The organism is Vibrio kyushuensis, from assembly GCF_050337325.1.
GTDB classification, from domain to species: domain Bacteria; phylum Pseudomonadota; class Gammaproteobacteria; order Enterobacterales; family Vibrionaceae; genus Vibrio; species Vibrio kyushuensis.
The window spans coordinates 73,102-95,230 of sequence record NZ_JAKJSV010000013.1 but is presented as its reverse complement, the minus strand read 5'-3'; the positions used below and the strand labels follow the sequence as shown (position 1 = coordinate 95,230).

Genomic DNA, 22,129 nt, shown 5'->3' with positions numbered 1-22,129 from the left:
AAATGAAGATTCTTATCCCATCTAGCTATATTGAACTGACTGGTTTGATTCAGCGTTGTTTACTAGCAGCAAAAAAAGAGGGATTTGGCATTCATCATGTTGAGTTGGGCGTAAGCACAACTCAGCAGTTCGTTCTCATCGGTGAATCGAATCCATATCGGGTTAATGTTTGTGGTGCTTCAGAGCAGCTAACGAGTACTGTCGCTCATATAGAACCTAGTGAACTTACGCTTCAGTATGGCACCACTAATACAGTTTCCAGTGCGCGTGAGGGCCTTGGTCGTGATTCTTCGTTGGCTGTTATTGGAATCATCGATGGCGAGCAATTTATTGATGCATGGTCGTCCCTTTGTGTTTATCTGCCATCTAGTAACAATAAGGCTATTCGTTATGTTGACCAAGTTGATGATAATCATCTTCACTTAGCCTGGGTTCTTACTGTATTAGCATTGGATTTTCCAGTTGAAGACAGCTTTGTTATTGCGAGAGCAGCTGTGTCGAATGATGTTTCACGTGAAACATGGCCCAAAGATTTTCGTTGTTTCCCAATTCCAATTCTTGATGATTCTCGACTGGACATTAAAGTTGGGTGGTTGAATCAGGACTCTAAAATTTCATTTCCAGAGTTGGAGAAGAGTAGCTTAGGTCTTTACCCTGTTGTTGATGATGTTCGTTGGATTAGAAAGCTTCTTCCTCTTGGAATCAGCACTATTCAATTGCGTATTAAGAACCCCAAACAATCCGATCTTGAGAAACAGATCATCGAGTCAATCGCGCTGGGTGAGCAGTATGGGGCTCAAGTTTTTATCAATGATTATTGGCAACTAGCGATAAAACATAAAGCTTTTGGTGTTCACTTAGGTCAAGAGGATATCGAGGAGTCTAATTTACACCAGCTCTCAACTGCAAATATTAAACTTGGGCTATCAACACACGGTTACTATGAACTCTTGCGTATCGTGCAGGTTAATCCTAGCTACATTGCACTAGGGCATATATTCCCAACAACCACCAAAAAGATGCCATCTAAGCCTCAAGGTTTGTTGCGTTTGGCATTGTACCAATCATTGATAGATACCATTCCTTATACCGATTTGAAAGATGGATATCCAACGGTTGCCATTGGGGGGATTGATCATTCCACAGCAAACCGTGTTTGGGAATGTGGGGTTTCAAGTCTTGCTGTCGTACGTGCTATTACTTTGGCTGAAGATACTGAAGCTGCTATTCGTCCTTTCAGCGAGTTAATGAAAGATCTCTGGAGCCCAGCAGAGATAACTTTAAACCCTAGCCTTAATGATATATCAATGGAGTCTGAAGATGCTTTCAGATAAGCAATTCCTTCGCTATCAAAGACAAGTATGCCTTCCCGATTTTGGTGATGAGGGGCAAACTAATTTACTGAAGTCCCAAGTGCTCATCATAGGGTGCGGTGGTTTAGGTAGTTCGGTTTCATTATTTCTTGCTGCTGCAGGAGTAGGGAGCTTAGTTATTGTTGATGACGATGTTGTCGAAAGTAGTAACCTTCAAAGGCAAGTTATCTACCGTGAAGAAGATATAGGCTCTAACAAAGCTCGTTCTATGCGTAATCAAATTGGTTTTTTAAATAGTGATTGCAGAGTTAGGGCAATCGACTATCAGTTGAAGGAAGAACAATTAGCATTAGAGGTTAGCTTGGCCGATTTGGTTCTGGATTGTACGGATAACTTTGAGAGTCGACATCTGATCAATAGAGTGTGTTCAGTAAATAGAAAGCCTCTCGTTTCTGGTGCTGCTATTGGTTGGCAGGGACAGTTCATCGTATTTAGCTTCGATGACTCAAGTGCGTGTTATCAATGTCTGTATCCTGCAGATGAGCACACGGAATCTAAGCGTTGTGCTGATATGGGAATAATAGGACCTGTTGTTGGAACAATAGGAAACCTTCAAGCATTAGCCAGCATCCAAAAGCTTGCGCTTGGTGAATTCAAGTGCGCAACGGAAGTACTTCAAATTTTTGATGGAAGTACTATGACGTGGCAAAACCTATCGCTATCGAGGGACGCAACTTGCAAGATTTGTGGCTCCAAACCGAATGAATTATCTAGCGAAAAAATTAACAATAAAGAGAGTGAGGTAGCTTCGTGAGTTCAATAGAAATTGAAATTAATGGTGCTAGTCAAAAAATCGCTTCAGGCTCCACCCTAATTGACGTGATCAAGGTTCTTAGCCTTCCAGAGCAAGGCTGTGTTTTCTCGATTAACAATACCATTGTGGCTAAAAGCAAGTGGACGACAACATCACTCAAAAGTGGTGATTCTATTTCACTGTTCCAAGCATTTGCAGGAGGTTAATAATGATGAGATCAAATGACAAATTGGTCATTGGCGGTAAGAGTTTTGACTCTCGCCTATTTACAGGCACCGGAAAGTTTTCTAACAAAGAGTCGATGATTGAGTCGATTAAGGCATCCGGCTCTCAATTGGCGACAATGGCTTTAAAGCGTGTCGACGTTAATAGTGAGCAAGACGATATACTCGCTCCAATTATACACGCAGGTGTCAACCTGTTGCCAAATACCTCCGGAGCTAAAAACGCGAAGGACGCAATTTTTGCTGCCCATTTGGCGCGTGAAGCGATTGGAACCAATTGGTTGAAGTTAGAGATTCACCCTGATCCAAAATATCTAATGCCAGATCCGATTGAAACACTGTTAGCGGCAGAACAGCTAGTAAAAGATGGATTTGTTGTACTGCCATATTGTCATGCGGACCCTGTTCTATGTAAACGCTTGGAAGAAGTAGGCTGTGCAGCAGTAATGCCGTTAGGTGCCCCAATCGGCTCGAACAAAGGCGTAGTGAGTAAAGACTTCCTAGAAATCATTATCGATCAAGCAAATGTTCCCGTAGTAGTTGATGCAGGCATTGGTGCGCCATCACACGCTGCATTTGCAATGGAACTTGGCGCAGATGCCGTATTGGTGAACACCGCTATAGCTTCCTCTCAAAACCCTGTAGATATGGCAATAGCACTTAAGTATGCAGTACAAGCGGGTAGGACAGCTTATCTATCTGGCTTAGCGACAGCGTCTTCTCAAGCAGTAGCATCGAGCCCATTAACTTCATTTCTTGATGATGTTATTTAACGATTAGGAGTTGTCATGAGTTTTTTGAACACCTTCAATCGTCTTGATTGGGATGATGTTACTCTATCGATCAACAGTAAAACATCATCAGATGTAGAGCGCTCGCTTAGAAAGAGTAAGCTCAATCTAGAGGATTTTAAGGCACTCATTTCGCCAGCAGCAGAACCTTACTTAGAGCAAATGGCGCAACGATCTTTGGCACTTACTAGACAAAGGTTTGGGAACACGATTGGGCTTTACATACCGCTGTATTTATCGAACCTCTGTGCTAACGCATGTACTTATTGCGGTTTTTCGATGGAAAACCGGATTAAGAGAAGAACGCTTAACAATGATGAGATATCGGCGGAAGTCTCTGCGATTAAGTCGATGGGTTTCGATAGCGTATTGTTGGTTACAGGCGAACACGAAACAAAAGTGGGGATGAGGTATTTTCGTCAAGTGCTTCCTTCAATCAAAAGCAAGTTCAGCTATTTAGCGATGGAAGTTCAGCCATTAGAGCAAGAAGAGTATCAAGAACTAAAAGAGCTAGGCTTGGATGCGGTTATGGTTTACCAAGAAACCTATCACCCTTCTACCTACGCTCAACATCATCTTCGTGGCAATAAGATGGATTTCAATTATCGACTTGAGACACCAGATCGTTTAGCGAAGGCCGGGATTGATAAAATTGGCATTGGTGCACTAATTGGGTTGGAGGATTGGCGTACTGACTGTTTTTTTACAGCTAGTCACCTTGATTACCTAGAGCGTACTTATTGGAAAACGCGTTATTCGATATCTTTTCCACGCTTACGCCCTTGTGAAGGGGGATTACAACCTAAGTCGGTTATGTCAGATAGGCAATTGGTCCAACTTATCTGTGCTTATCGATTATTAAACCCTGAGGTTGAACTCTCCTTATCGACTCGCGAATCAGCGTTGTTTAGAGATAATGTCCTTCCACTTGGAATTACAACGATGTCAGCAGCTTCGAAAACACAGCCTGGTGGCTATGCTCTGGAAGATGTTGAACTAGAACAGTTTGAAATTAGTGATGAACGAAGCGCAACCATGGTAGCCGATATGATTAAACAAAAAGGTTTCGACCCGGTTTGGAAGGATTGGCACAGCGGCTACTCAGGGTAGATTGAACTTTATAAATAGATGTTTCACGTGAAACATAAAAAAGGGCTACGATTTCGTAGCCCTTTTTGTATAACAGCTATAGCTAGTTCAATGTACTAAGTGTGGGATAAAGCTTGTGTTGCGCTCTTCAACCAATCCCTAACATCGCCTTCGACTAGAGGGCTTAGTGCATCCCAAACTTTCTGATGGTACTCGTTTAGCCAAGTAAGCTCAGGGCGAGTAAGCATATCGACATTAATATTTCGGTAGTCGATTGGACAACGCGTTAACGATTCAAATGTAAGTACAGGGAAGTCGCCGTTAGTTTCAATCTCAGTCACTAACTCTAGGTTCTCTATTCGAATGCCAAAAGCATCTGCACGGTAATAGCCTGGCTCGTTAGATAGAACCATTCCTTTCATAAGCGGTACGTTGATCTGCCTTTTAGAGATACTTTGTGGACCTTCGTGAACACTTAGGAAGTGCCCAACACCGTGACCGGTTCCGTGATCATAATCATAGCCTTCCGCCCATAGGTGTTGACGAGCCAAAGCATCGATTTGGAAACCGCAAGTACCAGCAGGGAAACGAGCACGAGCAATGCCAATATGCCCCTTTAGTACCAGAGTAAATTGTTTTATCATCTCATCAGATGGTTGGCCAATGGCAACCGTTCTGGTGATATCGGTCGTACCATCTGGATACTGACCACCTGAATCCACTAAGTAAAGTGAGTTCATCGCTAATGAAGTCGGTTGTGGCTCATTTTCATGATTGTAATGGCACATCGCTGCATTAGTCGCAGCCGCTGAAATAGTGTCAAAGCTTAAATCAACTAAGCTCGGGTCTTGCTCTCTAAAAAATTGAAGTTGATCAGACAACTCTGCTTCATTAAGTAATAACCCTTGTTCAACTTGTTTATCAAACCAAGACAAAAACTTAACCATAGCGACACCATCTCGAACATGGCTTGCTTTCATTCCTGCAATTTCAGTCGTGTTCTTTTGTGCTTTAGGCAATAGGCATGGGTCGGCTGAGCTGATCAAACTCGCACCATTATTTTGTAGCTGTAGAGTGAACCAAGCATTACTCGTGGCAGGGTCAACAATGATCTTTTTACCGGTCATCGTTGATAGAACCGTTTCCAATTCCTCGGGATGGCGAACTCTCACATCATTGCCGACATGTGCCTCGAATTCTGCGGGCAGTCTCGTCGGGTCGATAAAGAAGTCGACGCTAGAATCTGTATGTAAGATGGCATGTGATAGTAGAACCGGCAACCTAGAGACATCAAGACCACGAATATTCAACAGCCAACCAATCGAATCAAGGGCGGTAATCAACGCACAATCTGCACTTTGGTTGTGGATTAGTTGGGCAACCAAATCTCGTTTCGATGCACTAGACTGACCGACAAAGTCATTCCCCATTAATCTGGCGGAAGATAGTTCAGCATTCGGACGGTCACTCCATAGCGCATCAATAGGGTTAGAGGTGATAGCAGATAAATCATAACGTGCTGATAACTTTACCTGCGCGGAGGTTAACCACGAGCCTGTATGCATACGAGGGTCAAAAGCGACTTTACTATTTGCAGGAAGGGTTTGTGATACCCAATCAAGCGCAGGCTCTTCAATCAAATGGCGATATTCAAAAACAGATTCAGGGACCTGTTTTCTAACTTGAACGGTATAACGACCATCAACGAATATAGCGGCTTTCGTTTGGGTGACGACAGCACAACCTGCAGAGCCAGTAAATCCAGTTAGCCAATGTAGGCGTTCATTATGAGCGGGGATATACTCACCAAGATATTCATCTTCGTGAGGGATGATAATAGCGTCATAATTATGTTTGGTCAGCCAAGCTCTAATGGCTTGAACACGTTCTGAAATAGATTGATGCATCAAATTGTCCTTATTGTATTGTCCTACAGCTTCAGCCTGCTACTCATTGTGTAGCAAAGTTAAATAAGCTACTCCTTTTACCTTCTACCTGCAAATTATCTCAGGTGAAGTGTCTTCTGCTTTATTATATTTCTTAACCAAGTAAGTGCGGGGTCGTTTTCTCTATCACGGTGCCAGAATAAGGTATAAGCCATTGGAGGGAACTCCATTGGTAAGGGAAGCACAACCAAATCCATCTGCTTTGCAACCAAATGAGTAAAATGGCTAGGTGCTGTAAAAATAAAATCGGTATAGGTACATAAGCTCGCGGCGCTATTAAAATCAGGGACAGTAATGGCGATGTCTCGTTCTGCACCGATATCTGCCAATCGGTAATCGAGTAGCCAACGATCATTCCCGTCGCACCTTACTTGTACGTGACGTAGAGACAGATAACTCTCAAGCGTCCAATTACTTTTGAGTGCTGGGTGGTTTTTACGAAGCACACACATTTGTGCATCACGATAGATTTCTTGTTCACAAATATCTTCTGGCGGAAGCATTGTTAACTTGGCATCGTTGATATCAATATCACGTCCTGTGATCCCCAAGTCGAGTTCACCGAGTTGTAAGCGTTTGAATGTTTGGTCTGTCCAAGGGTGAGTTGAGATATTCAAATTTGGCCCGTGCTGAAATATAGCAGGAAGGAAATGAGGTAATATCAGTGGATAAACACTCTCAACGGCTGCGATATGGAATCGGTACTCACTCGAACTTGGAGAAAACTCTTCGGGCTGGGTAATCAATTCAAGTTGATTAACCAACACTTCTAGCTTTGGTTTTAGAAATGTAGATTTGGGCGTTGGTTTTAAACCATGAGAAGTTCTGATAAAGAGTGGGTCATCAAACTGCTCTCTTAGTTTAGACAGAGATTTACTCACGGCAGATTGGCTTAAACACAATCTATGCGCGGTTCTCGTCACACTGCGCTCTTCAATTAACACGTTGAGACAAACCAACAAATTCAAATCAATACGAGACAAAGCTTCTACGGACACTGTGATTTTCCAAATTAGAATAACTGCTATGAGTATATACCATTATATCGAATAACATGCGTGCGCTAAACTCTTGCCAACTCTAGAATAGAAACGGTACATGCAGTGAACACATCCCAACTCGATACTCCAAGTAAGTTACAAATGGCAATACTAACGATGTTAGTGCTGTTTAGTCCGTTGGCCATCGATATCTATTTACCTGCTTTACCGCTCATGTCTGAAACGTTTCACGTGGAACAAACTAGAGTACAAGACACCATTACTTGGTTCTTGTTTGCTATGGGTGTTGGGCAGTTATTCGCTGGTCCTTTGGCAGACAAACACGGGCGTCGAACAGTTGCATTGGTCGGTGTTGGTATCTACGGTTTGAGTGCTTGCTTGGCGTGGGCTGCACAAACCATTGAGTGGATGCTAATAGCAAGGCTACTACAAGGCTTGGGCGCATGTGCGACCGCAGTAGCTGCCTTTGCGACTGTTCGCGATCTATTTGGAGCGCAAAAAAGTGGGAAAATGATCAGCTACCTCAATGGCGCCATCTGCTTTATTCCTGCACTTGCTCCAATACTGGGAAGCTGGCTTACCCAACAATTTGGTTGGCGTTCGAACTTCTCTTTCATGGCTATCTTTGCATTGGTCGTGTGGATCATTCTATTCTTCAACCATAAAGAAACGAACCCTGCCAAAACAACGGAAGCGGTGTTTAAGCCTAGCCGCTATGCGCAAGTATTAAAGAATCCGATGTTCATTTTCCATGCTTCTCTTTGTATGTTTTCAATGGCGGTGATACTGGCGTATGTAACTTCTGCACCAGGTGTATTGATGGACCGCTATGGCTTGTCGATGGACGAGTTCACTTTTTGGTTTGGTATCAATGCGGTATTCAATATTATTGCATGTATGACCGCGCCAAAGTGTATGGAAAAACTAGGTACTAGAATGACGATCATTATTGGTGTCGTTATGCTTAATGTAGCTGGTGTGATGATGCTGGCACTTCAAAGTCAACAAACAGCATTAGCTTTCATGTTACCTATCTTTGTTTCTTCAATTGGCTTTGCTTGGGTGTTAGGTGCAGCAGCGGGCAAAGCTCTCGCTCCATTTGGTGATAAAGCTGGAACCGCCGCCGCTTTACTCGGGCTATTTCAAATGAGTGGAGCAGGACTAGTGGTCGGTGTAACGCAAAGACTATCACTTCAACCTGAAATGCTAATCACCTTACTTATGTGGTTAACAGCACCTAGTCTAGTCGTTCTATGCTCAAAGATTGGCTATAAATGGCATGAAATACGGGTGTAGATATAACATATTTAATATGGTGTATTATTAGAGATGAAACAGGTGTATATTTAGCCTCTCATATTAAAAATATTACGCAGTGGATACTCAACAATAATGTCGATGACAACGTACGAAATGGCGCGAATTCTAGAACAGCTGGAAGAAGCACCAGAAAAAGTCATGTTTGGTAAACTTCTCAACGAGATGGGTAACCAAAGTGGTGAGCGTATTCGTAGTGCCGCGAAGCAAGTTCCTGTTGATGTATTGCGCGATATCATCTTTCAGTTTCAACAAGTGATTGAATCAAGAAAAGGTGAACAGGTTGATATACTGGCGAAACAGCTCGCAGAGCAGGGCATTTCACCAGAAGAGCTAAAAGAGTATTTGAATCGTTAACTGATTCTAAACGCGATATTAGAATAAAAATGGCCTCATTCAATGAGGCCATTTTTATTATGGATTTACGTTTCGATTGATTGGGTTTTGTAGCGAGATAAGTGTTTCTGTTGATTGAACCTCATCAATCGCTTGTAACTTGTCGATTAAAACAAACTGAAGTTCTTCAATTGATTTACACATTAACTTCACGAAAATATTGTAAGCCCCAGTCGTGTAATAAGCTTCAACAACCTCTTCGAGCGCATTTAGCTTTGCAATGGCGGAGTGATAATCTCTCGCGGCATTCAAGTTAATTCCAATAAAGCAGCATACGTCGTAGCCTAGCTTTTTAGTGTTTACTATCACCTCAGTACCTTGAATAATCTCAGCGGATTTCATCTTCTCAATTCGAACATGAATGGTGGCGGGGCTTACGTCAAAACTCTTTGCCATCTCAGCATAAGGCTTACGAGCATCTTCCATTAAGGTTTTTAATATCGCTCTATCGAGGTCATCAAGTTTTGCTTGTTGCATGACGCATTTGCCTTGTAGGTTATTAAGTTAAGAGAAAGTAAACGGTTTGAAAGCTAGTATATTTTATCAACTGCGATGATACTATAAGCAATAGTTTACATTATGAGACAACTTGAGTGCGTATCTATCTCTTTTTGCTAACATTCGTAGCGGTTGTGTCAGGCTATGTTCAAGCAGTAGAAATGAACTCGGTTAGTTCATTTAAATCGACACCTCATAATATTGATTTTTTTCAACCTAGGTTGGATAAACTAGATGCAGCGGTTGTTAGTGACAGTAACCCGACCACATTTGCAGAGCAAAGAATAGCATCTCTTAATAATCCTACCTTTAATACCGAATTATATAATCGCGAGCTTAAGCTATTAGTCTCTTTGTTGCTTGGAATGCTCGCGGTGATTCTATCTTTGGTTTATTACCTTAATAAACTGAAAGCCAGTCGTCAGAGCGCTCAAGAGAGTCAACTGATGCTTGAGGCCATATTTGATCAAAGCTATCACTACATTGGTATTTTGGATACGCATGGTCGGCTTATCTCAAGCAACAGCAAACTACAAAGTTTAATCTACGATCAATCCTACCAACTTGATAAACCAATCTGGTACCACAAACACTGGCACACACTCGTGGCAGATCAAATCCAGCAGTACTTTACTGATGAAAAGAGCTTGTTGGCAAAGCGAATTGAAGGAGAAATCTGGCATCGAGATCATGGGGTTTTGGTTCTAGAGTTATCATTGAAGCCGCTGAATAAGCTTGAAGATAAAGCCCCTAAATACCTGCTTGAAGCTCGGGATATAACAACCCGAAAGATCACTGAAGATAAGCTATTCCAACGAGAAGCTAAGCTTAGCCACTATTATGACCAGCAACCAGTCATGATGATTACGCTTGATGAAAACAACCGAGTTCAGCAGGTCAATCGTTTTACTGAGCAGTTATTGGGGTATTCATCAAATGAATTGCTCGGGCATAAATTAGGCAAGCTTTACCTTAAGTCGGACTCGCTTTCAGCAAGGCAAGTATTATTGCAACCCAACCAAGCAATGAAAGGTGTTTGGCGTAGAGAAATTGAATATAAACATGCAGATGGCTCGGTTATTTGTGTGCGGGAAAATATTCGCTCTATGGTTGAGTCAGGGCTGCTGCTCATTGTCGGTGAGGATATTTCAGAGATGAGAAAACTGGCTGACCAACTTGAGTATCAAGCTCGATTCGACCTGCTGACCAATACTTATAATCGTAATCACTTCGAATTAGAATTGGAAAAAGCGCTCAAAGAGGTAGAAAGCCATCTACGTTCACATGCGATGCTTTATCTCGATATAGACCAACTTAAAGTACTCAATGATACTGCAGGGCATGAAGCGGGCGATGCTGCCATTCAGTTTACTGCGAGTATGCTTGAGCATGTATTGCCTTATAACGCGATATTAGCTCGAATGGGGGCTGATGAGTTTGCCATCTTACTAAGGGATTGCACTGAATTAGATGCAATAAAGCTTTGTCGCAGCATCATAGGCACACTTGGTGAGCAGGCCTTCTTATGGGACCACATCCGTTTGAAATTAACATGTTCTATCGGTATCCGATTAATCGATCATACTGCTGCTTCGCCGCAAATGGTTCATGCACAGGCTGATACCGCTTGCCATGTTGCGAAGGAAGAAGGACGGAATCGATACAATCTTTATCTCATTGATGACAAAGAAGTGAAGCATCGTGCGCTAGAGATGGAGTGTGTTAATTTAGTTCATGGAGCACTCGAGCATGACCGAATCGAACTATTTGCACAGAGAATTTTAGGGTTTGATGGTGCCAGTTCTAAACTGCACTTTGAAATACTCTGTCGTATTCGAAACCAGGAAGGTGAATACATTTCTCCTGCAATATTTATCCCAGCATCTGAACGTTATAATATAGCTCACCTCATTGATAAGCAGGTAGTCACACAAGTACTAAATTGGTTGGAAGAGCACCCGGAGGAGAGCAGCCAAGTTAGCGCGTGTTCAATAAACCTATCTGGTCAATCTATAGGTAACCACGAGTTCGTTGATTTCTTATTATCGGCATTGGAGCGCACACCTGTCTCTTGTGAAAAATTCTGCTTTGAAATAACTGAAACCGCTGCGATGAATAATATGGATCAATCCATTGAAGTTTTTACCAAGTTAAAAGCGTTAGGCTGCGTGATCGCATTAGATGACTTTGGCTCAGGTCTATCTTCATTCGGTTATTTGAAGAAACTTCCAGTGGACATTGTTAAAATTGATGGACTATTTGTACGTGACATAGACGTAAATGAAATGGACTATGTGATGGTTCGTTCAATCAACGATCTCGCCAAGCAAATGGGCAAAAAAACGGTCGCTGAATTTGTCGAAAACAACAACATCATCGATCGCTTGATAGAGCTTGGTGTTGATTACGGCCAAGGCTATGCGATTGGTAAACCGATGCCACTCGATGAATTCATTACTCAAATACTAAAATCAGAAAGCCATGATATTAATGGCTGATAAATCGTATATTGCTTGCTGTGCTTAGATAACAGAGAAAGCTCAGAAAATTAGGATGCACTAGCAAAAGCAGGTAGACTTCTGCCGTCGTTGATACCAACTAACTTATTTCTGGAGCCCACGTTGCAGCTACAATTGATTTGCGAAGCCCTGTCACAGCAAGATACTCTCGATAACCTTGCTAAACGTTGGGGTCTAACACATGACTCTACTAGCGTTTTTGCATTGGTACTCACTGAAGAGCATTTAGAGCTACGTAAATTAGACGAGCCTAAACTTGGCGCGATATATGTGGATCTGGTTGGTGGCGCTGTCGGGCATCGTCGTAAGTTTGGTGGTGGTAAAGGGCAGTCCATTGCCAAGGCAGCAGGGCTCAATAAAGGCGTAACCCCAACCGTTCTTGATGCAACAGCAGGGCTTGGCCGTGATGCGTTTGTACTGGCATCCTTAGGTTGTCGCGTTCAGATGGTGGAACGTCACCCTGTGGTCGCGGCACTACTTGATGATGGATTAGTAAGAGCCAAACAGGATCCTGAAATAGGATCGTGGGTGGGGGAAAGAATGTCACTTATCCATGCATCAAGTCATGATGCGCTCGATAAACTTAGCCAAGATGAGAGCTTTGAACAACCTGATATCGTCTACTTAGATCCAATGTATCCGCACCCTGAAAATAAGAAAAAGTCGGCACTGGTTAAAAAAGAGATGCGAGTTTTTCAATCACTTGTAGGGGCAGATAATGATGCCGATGATCTGATAACACCTGCGTTAGCTCTTGCCAGTAAAAGGGTTGTGGTTAAGCGCCCGGATTATGCCCCGTGGCTTGGTGAGAAAAAACCGAGCATGGCGATCGAAACGAAGAAGAATCGATTTGATGTGTATGTATTGGCATCAATGAGTGACTAATATTGATGATCAATCGACAGGTTTAACCCACATAAAAATGCTCACTAGTTAGTGAGCATTTTTGTGGATAGATTACAGCACATAGACTTCAGGTCGATTTCGCTAGTATTACGTATTCGACTGATACTGCTGAGCTACGCGATTTTTTACCCAAGTCTCATTGACCCAGAGCGACAGTAAGATAATCGCTCCGCCAATAGAGAGGCTAATCAAGTCTACATCTCTATTCCAAATAACAAGATTCACGATAAGCCCTGCCGGAACTAAGATATTATTCATCACTGCGAGTGCACCAGCGTTGACGAGACATGCGCCTTTGTTCCACGCAAAATAACCGACGCCGGATGCGATAATACCAAGATAAACCAACACACCCCATTGCAGAGACGTGGTCGGAAGATTGGCGATATTACCCATTAAAAGGAAGGCAACGGTAGCGACACAAAGAGCACCAAAATAGAAGTAACCGAAAATAGAGTGCTGTGGCAGCGTTATCTCTTCCTGCTCCATTAGGTATTTATAGCCAACTTGGCCAATCGCAAAACAGAGGTTAGCGCCTTGCACTACTAAGAACCCGAAGAGAAAGCTTTCATTTATCCCTGCAAACTTAATAAATGCCGCTCCCGATACCGCTATAGCTGCCGTGACTAAGTACCATGGTGAAAAACGACGCTTTAACAGATCGTAGATAAGCGTGACATAAATGGGTGTAAAAACGGTGAAAAGCAAAACTTCAGGAACCGAAAGCAGCAAGAAGGATTGATAGTAGAAGCAGTACATTAAACCTAACTGAATGCCGCCAATGATCATTAACTTCAATTTCAGTTTATTGGGAACGCCACGGAACTTAGTGAAAGGAATAAAGACCAAGCTTGCCAATGCCACACGCATTAACACCGAAAACCACGAATCAACCTGACCGGCAAGATAAACACCGATCAAGCTAAATGAAAATGCCCAAAGTAGGGTAACTGCGGATAGATAAAACATAAATAAGATTCGTTATCAATAAAGTAACCGCAGTCTAACCTAATTATCCGTCCCTATACAGAGATGTCGACGGAACGCACTTTTAAGCGAAATGTCTTCATTACTCTTTAAGCGGCACGACTAACATATCAACCGGAGAGCTATTGATTAGCTGACGAGTTGAAGAGAGCAGTTTGCTCCAAAAGTCTTGGTGATGCCCACAGACAACCAGATCAATGCTGTGTTCATTAATCGTATCGCACAGTTCATTACTTAAATCACCGCTGCCAACCAAAGTATGTTTGATTGGATACTGTGCGTGATCGGCAAACTGTTGTAGTTGCTGTTGAGAGGCTTCCATAGCTTGATGTTGGGTCTCTGCGAGATTGATATCGATAAGCCCAGTGTATAGCTCGGCATAATTTACATCGATATGAATAAAAGAGAGGTTAGCTTCCAGAGGCCTAGCAAGTGCGACAGCTTTATCGACCAGCAACTTACTGTCATCAGAGAGGTCAACCGCGACTAAGATATGTTGATAGCTCATTTGGCTCGCTCCTTATTGAGGTAGATAGTATTACTTTAGCATCTGACAGAGAGCTTTTTTGCCAGAGTGATCTCAGATCCACATTGAGTAATGTTCATGTTATGGTTTGTTTGACAGATTAGTAAAAACAGTTAGATAACTGAATTAGGAGAAAAAAATGTTACCACAAGCCATGGTTGAACAATTGAATGAGCAAATAAATCTAGAATTTTTCTCATCCAACCTATACTTACAAATGAGTGCTTGGTGTGAAGACAAAGGATTCGAAGGTGCAGCTGAGTTTCTTAGAGCTCATGCCGTAGAAGAAATGCAACATATGCAGCGCCTTTTTACCTATGTTAGTGAAACAGGTTCAATGCCAATTCTAGGTGCAATTGAAGCGCCACAGCACGAGTTTGAAAGTTTAGGTGATGTGTTTCGTTTGACTTATGAACATGAGCAAATGATTACTCAAAAGATCAACAAACTCGCGCATGTTGCTTTTACAAACCAAGATTACTCAACGTTTAACTTCTTGCAGTGGTACGTTGCGGAACAGCACGAGGAAGAGAAGTTATTTAAAGGGATCTTAGATAAGCTTGAGTTGGTTGGTGAAGATGGTAAGGCACTGTTCTTTATCGACAAAGACCTAGCTGTGCTAGCTAAAGAAGGTTCATCTTCTATTATGGACGCCCCTGCTGCGTAAAATCAGCAAAAAGACTGTTCACTGAATCGTCTTTTCTTTCCGGGCTCTGGTAGAAGGTGTAGGGAGGAGAAGATGATCAGTGGAGACACTATTTTATTAGCGCTATTGTTAGTAACGTGCATCAATATGGCTCGATATCTAACCGCGCTGCGTTCATTAATCTACATTATGCGAGAAGCTCATCCGCTGCTGTATCAACAGGTCGATGGTGGGGGGTTCTTTACCACCCATGGAAATATGACCAAGCAGGTGCGTCTTTATAGTTATTTAAAAACCAAAGAGTATCACCATCACCACGATCCTGTGTTTACAGGTAAGTGTGACAGAGTTAGGGAACTATTTATCCTCTCTTCTGGTTTATTAAGCGTGACGTTGCTGATTGCCTTTATGGTTTAATCCCGCGGACTAGACTCGTTATTTAATGAACTCATCGCTTCAAATTGGCAATGCGCCTTTTTGGAGTTAGAATGCTATACCTTCACTAAGGATGTGCTTTTGCGCATCCTTTTTTATTTTTACGTAACAGAAAGAAGAGCATTTTCATGAGTAACCAATTTGATGTCGTTATTATTGGCGCGGGCGCAGCTGGATTAATGTGTGCTGCTGAAGCGGGCAAAAGAGGACGAAAAGTATTATTGGTTGATCATGCAAAAAAGCCGGGTCGTAAGATCCTGATTTCTGGTGGTGGTCGCTGTAACTTTACTAACTACGACGTAACGGCCAATAACTTCCTTTGCCGTAATCCACACTTCGTAAAATCTGCACTGTCTCAATACACCAATTGGGACTTTATCTCATTGGTGAGTAAATACGGTATCGACTTTGAAGAGCGCGAGCATGGCCAACTGTTTTGCCAAGACAGCGCTAAGCAAATTGTTAGCATGCTGCTTGATGAGTGTAAGTTAGAGAGTGTGACTCAGCGCTACCAAGGCGAAATTACTGATATTGAGAAACTAGATTCTGGATTTACGCTCAAAGTGAATGGCGATGCAATAGAGTGTCAATCGTTGGTGGTTGCAACAGGTGGATTGTCGATGCCAAAGCTGGGAGCAACCCCATTTGGTTATAAACTTGCCGAGCAGTTTGGATTGTCTATTGTACCTACATCGGCAGGACTTGTTCCCTTCACGCTACACAATAAAGATAAAGACGATTTGGCATCACTATCAGGCATCGCGGTTCCTGCTGAGGTGACGACACAAGATGGTACGTTGTTTAAAGAAGCTCTTTTGTTTACTCACCGTGGTCTCTCGGGCCCGTCAATTCTACAAGTGTCTTCATTTTGGAAAGCAGGACAAAGCGTTTCCATCAACCTAGTTCCTAACGCTGATGTTGAGCAATTACTAGAACAAGCAAAAGAACAACACCCTAACCAGAGCTTAAAGAACACGTTAGCTAAAGTACTGCCTAAGCGTTTACTTGAAGTCCTTATTGATCGCAAAGAGCTGACGGATAAACCATTAAAGCAATTTAATCAAAAGGAACTTGAAGCGGTCGTTGCTCTACTAGAGCAGTGGAAAGTAGCACCAAATGGAACCGAAGGGTATCGAACGGCCGAAGTAACGTTAGGTGGTGTCGATACCGATCAACTTTCTTCAAAAACGATGGAATGTAAGAACGTTTCTGGGCTGTATTTCGTTGGAGAGGTGATGGATGTATCGGGTTGGTTGGGTGGTTATAACTTCCAGTGGGCGTGGTCGAGTGGCTTCGTAGCAGGACAGTGGGTTTAATTTTTAGATTCTTTACTCTAATATCTCCGCTTTAATCTCACCCTAAATAAACCGGGGTAAATGCTATTCAACGCAAAAAACAGTTCATTTAGAGCTGTTTTTTGTATCTATGAACTGTTCTCGACTAATGTTTAAGTATCTAACCTAGCTGACCAAAGGTAAAGCCATGCTAATTGGATACGCGCGAGCATCGGTTATCACACAGCAAGAAGAACTGGAAACGGTGACTGAAGATCTTGACTCTTTGGGTTGCGATAGCATTTTTGTCGAGGAAATAGCGACAGCATCTAGCAGAAAAACGCTAAGAGTATGTATCGACTTTTGTGGGGATGGAGATGCGATTCTAGTCACCAAACTAGAGCACCTAGCGAACTCAGTTGCCGATTTTTGCCAGATTCAGAAAGAACTCCAAGCGAAAAATGTTGGATTGAGAGTGAATGATCTTGGGTTAGATACTACGACACCACAGGGGTTAGAAATGATATCCGTGTTTGATTCTATTGCCCGGTTTGAACGTGAAATCACTAGGTGTCGTCAGCGAGAAGGCATTGCAAAAGCGAAAGCAGAGGGTAAGTATAAAGGGCGAAAGCCAACTTGCAATGAAGCTAAAACGCTAATAGAGGCGATGATCATCAATGGTAAGAAACCGAGAGAGATTATGGAAAAGGTGGAAATCGGAAAAACCACCTTTTACAAAATCAAGAAAGAGCTATCACAAAATGAGGCTAGTTAAAGCGTTATAGGAGTATTAACCCATTGATGTATTCATATTGGTAAAGTGATTGATTAGAGTGCTGTTATGCTCTGCTAAATGCGGGCTGAGTGGGCGGCTTAAATGAAACCCTTGACCTAAAGAACACCCTAGATCCAATAACTGCTTTTGCTGTTGTTGGCATTCAATCCCTTCAGCAATCACCGTCAAAGATAAGCTTTTTGCCATGGCAATAATAGCGCTGACAATGGCAACACTATCACTGTCTTGTGGTATATCGTGAATAAATGAGCGATCTACTTTTATCTTATCCAAAGGAAGCCCTTTCAAATAAGAGAGTGAAGAGTAGCCGGTTCCAAAGTCATCCAATGAAACTTCAATCCCGAGTGCTTTTAGCTGATTCAAGTCATGAGTAGCAAGAGCTGGGTCACGCATTAAGAAGCCTTCTGTAATTTCAACTTCCAAATATTGAGCAGGAAACTGTGTGCGTTCCAAAATAGCTTGAAGGGTTTGAGTAAAGCCTCGTTGTTGCAATTGAATTGCTGAAACATTAACGGCGATCTTTGAGAAGTGGTAACCCTTATCAAGCCACTGCCTGCCTTGTTTACAGGCGGTTTCGATTACCCAGTTACCAAGTTCATTGATAAGGCCCGTCTTCTCCGCGATGGGAATAAACTGATCGGGTGGTACGTTACCTATGGCTGGGTTATGCCAGCGCAGTAACGCTTCTAACCCTGTTAAGCGTCCATTGGTTAAATCGAATTGAGGCTGATAGGCCAAGTGGAACTCTTCATTTTTAATTGCTTGGTGAAGGGCAGAATGAAAGCGCACATGAGATTTTGATTCGTCGGTGAGTTCTGGTGAATAGAACGCGTATCCGTTACGTCCATTCTTTTTCGCCAAGTACATTGCAGTATCGGCGTTCTTTAATAATGTATCAGTATCTTCACCATCCTGCGGGTAGCGCGACACACCAATGCTGGTGGATAGGTGGAGCGGATGGCTATCATTAGGGTAAAAAGGAGAATTAAACAGGCTCAATGTTTGATTAATCATGGTCATTAAATATTGAGGCTGATTTAAGTCTGTCACGACAATGACAAATTCATCGCCTCCAATTCGTGCCACGTGATTACTGCTGTGCATTGTAGACTTCAATCGTTGTGCTAACTCAATGAGAACCTGATCACCGCAATGGTGACCTAGACTATCATTGATGTGCTTGAAGTGGTCAATATCAAGAAATAGGGTAGCGAAAGGTTGAGATTTTTTAATCTGTTGTGCAAGTAATTGGATTAAATGGGTTCGATTTGGCAGGTCTGTTAGCAGATCATAAAAGGCCATCTTTTCAAGCTTCTGCTCATGCGCTTTGCGTGTGGTGATATCTTCAAAGACACAAAGATAGTTAAGTGGTTGGTTATCTTTTCCCAGAACCGCTGTAATGGTCGATTTTTGTGGGTAAATTGTGCCGTCTTTGCGCTTATTCGATAGCTCACCTTTCCATTGCCCAGTTTGGCTCAAGTGCTGCCACATCTGTTTATAAAAGGGAGCGGCTTGCTGGCCTGACTTCAATAATCGAGGGTTTCTGCCACGAACTTCGTCAGGGTGGTAACCTGTTATCTCGGTAAATGCTCGATTGACCTCAATGAGGTTACCAAGGTGATCGGTAATCATCATCCCTTCATAGGAGTTGTTGAATATTTTTGCCGTGATTTTTAATTGATTTTCGACTGTTTTACGTCGAGTTACATTACGGGTCATCCCGAGCACACCGAGCATTTCACCGTGATGGTTCTTTACTGGAGACTTGATTGTTTCCAGCCAGATATCATCATTAGTCTGGCTCATACCTGAGCACTCTTCTACGATATGCTGCTGACCTGTTTTGATGACGTGATCATCCGCTCTAAGAAACTTCTCTGCCATTTCTTTATCAAATATTTGGTGGTCTTCTGCCCCAATAATGGATTCGATATTCCGACCCCATGCTGATTCAACAGCACGGTTACAAATAATGTATTCACCTTGGTTGTTTTTAACCCACGCATGATCTTCTAACCCATCGAGAAACTCTTGAAGTGAGGGGAGCTGTTGCCCATGCAAGTGCTGTAAGCAGGCTAGATCGTGACTCACCTTTCCTGAGAGTGTACTTAGCCAAAAATCAAGCGGTAGTTGCTCTGATACCTTATTTACACTGGTGGTCAATAGAATGCCAAATAGAGTTCCATCGGTATGCCAGACAGGTGTGCTCCAATATGTCTTATGGTCGACTTGATGTTTTAGGCTGGTGGCGTCTGGGTAGCCTAATTGAGAGTGACTTCTCTTGAGTCGTTCAAGGTTTAAGCTCTCTGAGATCTCTAAACAATCACTTAAAATGTACGATTTAGTTTCGTCATTGAAGAGTGGCTTCCATTGGTCACTTGTTGAGTATTGGTAAAGTTGATGCGCGGTATGAAACGTATCACTTTGTTGCTCTAACAGGTTTTTCCACTGATCGACATAAGAAAAAGGTAAGGCAATGCGAAACATAATTATTCTCGAATATTCATTGGCCATCACTGCTCAGTTGTAAGTTATTGTTATTTAGATGAGCGCGAATGTTATCTGCACAGTGTATCACTATTGATGAATTTGTAGCCTACCCATATTGGTTATGTGAATGATTGATGATGATAATCTTATGGATAGCGAGGGAATTATTTCAACTTATGCAGCAAAGTCGCTCTGACCATCTGATTTTGACCTATATTAAAGAAAGACAAATGTCGATCAAAGGAGTGACTTCATGGGCCAACACGCACTGATTTCCCGTATTAACGAGCTTCCACGAATTGAAAGTTTGCTGCAAGAACTACTCGATATGGTTAATCGAGAAACGATCGATTTCGGGGAGTTATCGCGCAAAATGTCGATGGACCAAGTGTTAAGTGCGCGGGTATTAAGAATGGCGAATTCTGCTCACTTTGGCGGTGTTAAGGGGGTTTCCACCATCAATGATGCGATTGTTCGAGTTGGGGCCGGCGCTATTCGAACATTAATATCCTCGTCAATTTTATCGACAACCTTCCCGAAACTCGAAACACTCAACCTTAAAGACTATTGGGCCAATACATTTGAAGTTTCCATCATTGCCAGTGCCATTGCAAAAACGGTGAAATTGGATGCGAATGAAACCTTCACGACAGGCGTTCTGCACAATATTGGAGAGTTGATGATCCACTCACTGGTCCCTGAACAAGCAGTGGAGATCACCACGCGAGTTGAGGCGGGTGAGAACGTTGTTAAAGTCCAACGAGAGATACTAGAGACTGATTCGCAACAACTGGGCGCGGCACTTGCTAAGGCTTGGCAGTTCCCACCCGAAATGATAGATGCGATTGCTAATGTTAATCACCCTGGGAAAGCGGTTGACTCTAAAAAGTTAGCGTGTGTTTTGTATCTTGCTCGTGATATTCATTTTAAATGGGATTCCATGCTAGGCGCTGATGAGAAACAAGCCTACCTCGCCAATCATCCTGTAGGTAAGGCTCTATCACTAAATATAGACCTAATAGATAAAGTCGATGAAATTAGAGGACAGGGAAGTGAGTTAGCGTATCAGTTGTTCTAATACGCTAGGTTATAGACGATTCATTACGTGAATTTTTATTTGAAGGCTACGCCTCTGAACGGTGAGCCTTCTTTCCCCACTTAACTTGTTGAATGACCAAGCCAGTAATAATCAAAACCAAACCAATTAGAGTGGTTGGATGAATCTCTTCGCCAATGATGGTGGAAAGAAGCATCAGTGAAATAAAAGGCGAAGCAAAAATTAGATTACTGATTCTGGCTGTATTTTCAGTAAGCTTTAAAGCACTAAGCCACAGGACAAAAGTAATACCCATTTCAAATAAACCGACGTAAGTAACCGCTAACCAACCTTTGGGGCTTATTTGGTTCCAGCTTTCGCCTTCATAAATACTCAGACCTATGGCAAACGGTATGGCGACTAAAAATCCAAGTAAGACACCCACGACAGGGTCGGCTTTGTTTTTGGCATTTAGAATCCAATAACCTGCCCAAAGTAGTGTTGATAAAAGAGCTAAAGCAACACCCATAGGGCTATCAAAGTCTAAACCTAATAGGTCGCCCTTTGTTGCAATGACAATCACGCCAAAGTAACTGAAGCCACAAGCAATCCAATCTTTCCCACGAATCTTTTGCCCTAGAAAAACCGCAGCCATTAGGGTCAGAGTGATGGCCCAACTGTAGTTGATCGCTTGCGCTTGAGAAGCTGGAAGCAAATCGTAGGCTTTAAATAAGATTAGGTAATAAGCGAGTGGGTTTATCAATCCAAGCAGTAAGTAGTACCAAGGATTTGAGACAAAGGTGGTGGAGAGTTGCCCAAGCTTACCTTGGAAATAACAGATCATGATTAAAGCGAGAGCAGAAACCATACTAGCAATGGTGAGCATTTGTATTGGTGTAAACTCTGCGAGAGTGAGCTTAAAAGCAGTAGCAACAGTAGACCACAATAAAACAGCAGATAACCCAAAACCAATGGCGCGACGTTCGTTCATACATTACCTATTTCATTTATTCAGTTCGTCACTTCTTTAATCTATGAACAATATAGATACATCCGTGCGGTTTAGGCGCTTAGTCTAACGGGGGATGCGAATAGCGACAAACTGGACATTTATCCAGTATCGAA

General features: G+C 42.5%; 20 protein-coding genes and 1 pseudogene. 14 read left to right on the top strand and 7 right to left on the bottom strand.

Going from position 1 to position 22,129, the window contains the following annotated elements; genetic code table 11:
• Positions 1 to 2 precede the first annotated feature (2 nt).
• The 5 genes from L4D20_RS22005 to thiH are packed head-to-tail and all read left to right on the top strand — an operon-like array spanning position 3 to position 4,252.
• Positions 3 to 1,334, top strand: coding sequence for a thiamine phosphate synthase (locus tag L4D20_RS22005; protein ID WP_428803735.1), 1,332 nt, complete (start codon positions 3 to 5; stop codon positions 1,332 to 1,334).
• Entirely contained in the window at positions 1,321 to 2,127 is an 807-nt protein-coding gene (locus tag L4D20_RS22000) for a HesA/MoeB/ThiF family protein (protein ID WP_428803734.1), read from the top strand. The genes L4D20_RS22005 and L4D20_RS22000 overlap by 14 nt, the downstream gene beginning before the upstream one ends.
• Positions 2,124 to 2,333 (top strand): sulfur carrier protein ThiS, encoded by a 210-nt coding sequence (gene thiS / locus L4D20_RS21995; protein ID WP_428803733.1) that lies wholly within the window; start codon positions 2,124 to 2,126, stop codon positions 2,331 to 2,333. The genes L4D20_RS22000 and thiS overlap by 4 nt, the downstream gene beginning before the upstream one ends.
• Positions 2,334 to 2,335: 2 nt before the next feature.
• Positions 2,336 to 3,124: a thiazole synthase gene (locus tag L4D20_RS21990; protein WP_428803732.1), complete on the top strand. Its 789-nt coding sequence runs from the start codon at positions 2,336 to 2,338 to the stop codon at positions 3,122 to 3,124.
• A 15-nt stretch (positions 3,125 to 3,139) separates the two neighbouring features.
• Entirely contained in the window at positions 3,140 to 4,252 is a 1,113-nt protein-coding gene (thiH, locus tag L4D20_RS21985) for a 2-iminoacetate synthase ThiH (protein ID WP_428803731.1), read from the top strand.
• A gap of 95 nt (positions 4,253 to 4,347) precedes the next feature.
• Here the strand turns inward: thiH and L4D20_RS21980 are convergent, their stop codons facing one another.
• The gene (locus L4D20_RS21980; protein WP_428803730.1) at positions 4,348 to 6,138 is read right to left on the bottom strand and encodes an aminopeptidase P family protein; all 1,791 of its coding nucleotides are present in this window, start codon (positions 6,136 to 6,138) and stop codon (positions 4,348 to 4,350) included.
• A 95-nt stretch (positions 6,139 to 6,233) separates the two neighbouring features.
• Complete coding sequence (locus L4D20_RS21975) at positions 6,234 to 7,175, bottom strand: LysR family transcriptional regulator (protein ID WP_428803729.1); 942 nt, start codon at positions 7,173 to 7,175, stop codon at positions 6,234 to 6,236.
• 144 nt (positions 7,176 to 7,319) lie between these two features.
• On the opposite strand from L4D20_RS21975, the gene L4D20_RS21970 reads away from it, so the two are divergent.
• Both L4D20_RS21970 and tsrA read left to right on the top strand, forming a co-directional pair.
• Positions 7,320 to 8,474, top strand: a complete 1,155-nt coding sequence (locus L4D20_RS21970; protein ID WP_428803738.1) for a multidrug effflux MFS transporter — start codon at positions 7,320 to 7,322, stop codon at positions 8,472 to 8,474.
• Between the two features lie 96 nt (positions 8,475 to 8,570).
• The gene (gene tsrA / locus L4D20_RS21965; protein ID WP_428803728.1) at positions 8,571 to 8,852 is read left to right on the top strand and encodes an H-NS-like global regulator TsrA; all 282 of its coding nucleotides are present in this window, start codon (positions 8,571 to 8,573) and stop codon (positions 8,850 to 8,852) included.
• 57 nt (positions 8,853 to 8,909) lie between these two features.
• Here the strand turns inward: tsrA and asnC are convergent, their stop codons facing one another.
• Positions 8,910 to 9,368 carry a transcriptional regulator AsnC gene (gene asnC / locus L4D20_RS21960; protein WP_428803727.1) on the bottom strand — a complete coding sequence of 153 codons (459 nt, stop codon included), beginning with the start codon at positions 9,366 to 9,368 and terminating at the stop codon, positions 8,910 to 8,912.
• 248 nt (positions 9,369 to 9,616) lie between these two features.
• Between asnC and L4D20_RS21955 the strand changes: the two are divergent.
• Positions 9,617 to 11,887: pseudogene (locus tag L4D20_RS21955) on the top strand (sensor domain-containing protein); the annotation flags it as partial.
• A 123-nt stretch (positions 11,888 to 12,010) separates the two neighbouring features.
• Positions 12,011 to 12,793: a class I SAM-dependent methyltransferase gene (locus L4D20_RS21950; protein WP_428803726.1), complete on the top strand. Its 783-nt coding sequence runs from the start codon at positions 12,011 to 12,013 to the stop codon at positions 12,791 to 12,793.
• 108 nt (positions 12,794 to 12,901) lie between these two features.
• Here the strand turns inward: L4D20_RS21950 and L4D20_RS21945 are convergent, their stop codons facing one another.
• Complete coding sequence (locus L4D20_RS21945; protein WP_428803725.1) at positions 12,902 to 13,783, bottom strand: carboxylate/amino acid/amine transporter; 882 nt, start codon at positions 13,781 to 13,783, stop codon at positions 12,902 to 12,904.
• A 100-nt stretch (positions 13,784 to 13,883) separates the two neighbouring features.
• Positions 13,884 to 14,309 carry a universal stress protein UspA gene (gene uspA, locus L4D20_RS21940; RefSeq protein WP_428803724.1) on the bottom strand — a complete coding sequence of 142 codons (426 nt, stop codon included), beginning with the start codon at positions 14,307 to 14,309 and terminating at the stop codon, positions 13,884 to 13,886.
• 157 nt (positions 14,310 to 14,466) lie between these two features.
• On the opposite strand from uspA, the gene ftnA reads away from it, so the two are divergent.
• The 4 genes from ftnA (at position 14,467) to L4D20_RS21920 (ending at position 17,457) form a co-directional block, all read left to right on the top strand.
• Positions 14,467 to 14,994: a non-heme ferritin gene (gene ftnA, locus L4D20_RS21935; protein WP_428803723.1), complete on the top strand. Its 528-nt coding sequence runs from the start codon at positions 14,467 to 14,469 to the stop codon at positions 14,992 to 14,994.
• A 72-nt stretch (positions 14,995 to 15,066) separates the two neighbouring features.
• Positions 15,067 to 15,390, top strand: coding sequence for a universal stress protein UspB (uspB, locus tag L4D20_RS21930; protein WP_428803722.1), 324 nt, complete (start codon positions 15,067 to 15,069; stop codon positions 15,388 to 15,390).
• 146 nt (positions 15,391 to 15,536) lie between these two features.
• Positions 15,537 to 16,724, top strand: a complete 1,188-nt coding sequence (locus tag L4D20_RS21925; RefSeq protein WP_428803721.1) for a BaiN/RdsA family NAD(P)/FAD-dependent oxidoreductase — start codon at positions 15,537 to 15,539, stop codon at positions 16,722 to 16,724.
• A gap of 166 nt (positions 16,725 to 16,890) precedes the next feature.
• Entirely contained in the window at positions 16,891 to 17,457 is a 567-nt protein-coding gene (locus L4D20_RS21920; protein ID WP_428803720.1) for a recombinase family protein, read from the top strand.
• A 15-nt stretch (positions 17,458 to 17,472) separates the two neighbouring features.
• Here L4D20_RS21920 and L4D20_RS21915 read toward each other — a convergent pair whose 3' ends face one another.
• Complete coding sequence (locus tag L4D20_RS21915) at positions 17,473 to 19,965, bottom strand: putative bifunctional diguanylate cyclase/phosphodiesterase (protein ID WP_428803719.1); 2,493 nt, start codon at positions 19,963 to 19,965, stop codon at positions 17,473 to 17,475.
• Between the two features lie 256 nt (positions 19,966 to 20,221).
• On the opposite strand from L4D20_RS21915, the gene L4D20_RS21910 reads away from it, so the two are divergent.
• The gene (locus tag L4D20_RS21910) at positions 20,222 to 21,046 is read left to right on the top strand and encodes an HDOD domain-containing protein (protein WP_428803718.1); all 825 of its coding nucleotides are present in this window, start codon (positions 20,222 to 20,224) and stop codon (positions 21,044 to 21,046) included.
• 46 nt (positions 21,047 to 21,092) lie between these two features.
• Here L4D20_RS21910 and L4D20_RS21905 read toward each other — a convergent pair whose 3' ends face one another.
• A complete protein-coding gene (locus L4D20_RS21905) occupies positions 21,093 to 21,995 on the bottom strand; it encodes a DMT family transporter (RefSeq protein WP_428803717.1) in 903 nt (300 codons plus the stop codon).
• Between the last annotated feature and the right edge of the window lie 134 nt (positions 21,996 to 22,129).

Bases quoted from the DNA above. Each gene is read 5' to 3' on its own strand.
- L4D20_RS22005 (WP_428803735.1), top strand. From the start codon at position 3: ATGAAGATTCTTATCCCATCTAGCTATATTGAACTGACTGGTTTGATT.
- L4D20_RS22000 (WP_428803734.1), top strand. From the start codon at position 1,321: ATGCTTTCAGATAAGCAATTCCTTCGCTATCAAAGACAAGTATGCCTT.
- L4D20_RS21990 (WP_428803732.1), top strand. From the start codon at position 2,336: ATGATGAGATCAAATGACAAATTGGTCATTGGCGGTAAGAGTTTTGAC.
- thiH (WP_428803731.1), top strand. From the start codon at position 3,140: ATGAGTTTTTTGAACACCTTCAATCGTCTTGATTGGGATGATGTTACT.
- L4D20_RS21980 (WP_428803730.1), bottom strand. From the start codon at position 6,138: ATGCATCAATCTATTTCAGAACGTGTTCAAGCCATTAGAGCTTGGCTG.
- L4D20_RS21970 (WP_428803738.1), top strand. From the start codon at position 7,320: ATGGCAATACTAACGATGTTAGTGCTGTTTAGTCCGTTGGCCATCGAT.
- tsrA (WP_428803728.1), top strand. From the start codon at position 8,571: ATGTCGATGACAACGTACGAAATGGCGCGAATTCTAGAACAGCTGGAA.
- asnC (WP_428803727.1), bottom strand. From the start codon at position 9,368: ATGCAACAAGCAAAACTTGATGACCTCGATAGAGCGATATTAAAAACC.
- L4D20_RS21945 (WP_428803725.1), bottom strand. From the start codon at position 13,783: ATGTTTTATCTATCCGCAGTTACCCTACTTTGGGCATTTTCATTTAGC.
- uspA (WP_428803724.1), bottom strand. From the start codon at position 14,309: ATGAGCTATCAACATATCTTAGTCGCGGTTGACCTCTCTGATGACAGT.
- ftnA (WP_428803723.1), top strand. From the start codon at position 14,467: ATGTTACCACAAGCCATGGTTGAACAATTGAATGAGCAAATAAATCTA.
- uspB (WP_428803722.1), top strand. From the start codon at position 15,067: ATGATCAGTGGAGACACTATTTTATTAGCGCTATTGTTAGTAACGTGC.
- L4D20_RS21925 (WP_428803721.1), top strand. From the start codon at position 15,537: ATGAGTAACCAATTTGATGTCGTTATTATTGGCGCGGGCGCAGCTGGA.
- L4D20_RS21920 (WP_428803720.1), top strand. From the start codon at position 16,891: ATGCTAATTGGATACGCGCGAGCATCGGTTATCACACAGCAAGAAGAA.
- L4D20_RS21915 (WP_428803719.1), bottom strand. From the start codon at position 19,965: ATGTTTCGCATTGCCTTACCTTTTTCTTATGTCGATCAGTGGAAAAAC.
- L4D20_RS21910 (WP_428803718.1), top strand. From the start codon at position 20,222: ATGGGCCAACACGCACTGATTTCCCGTATTAACGAGCTTCCACGAATT.
- L4D20_RS21905 (WP_428803717.1), bottom strand. From the start codon at position 21,995: ATGAACGAACGTCGCGCCATTGGTTTTGGGTTATCTGCTGTTTTATTG.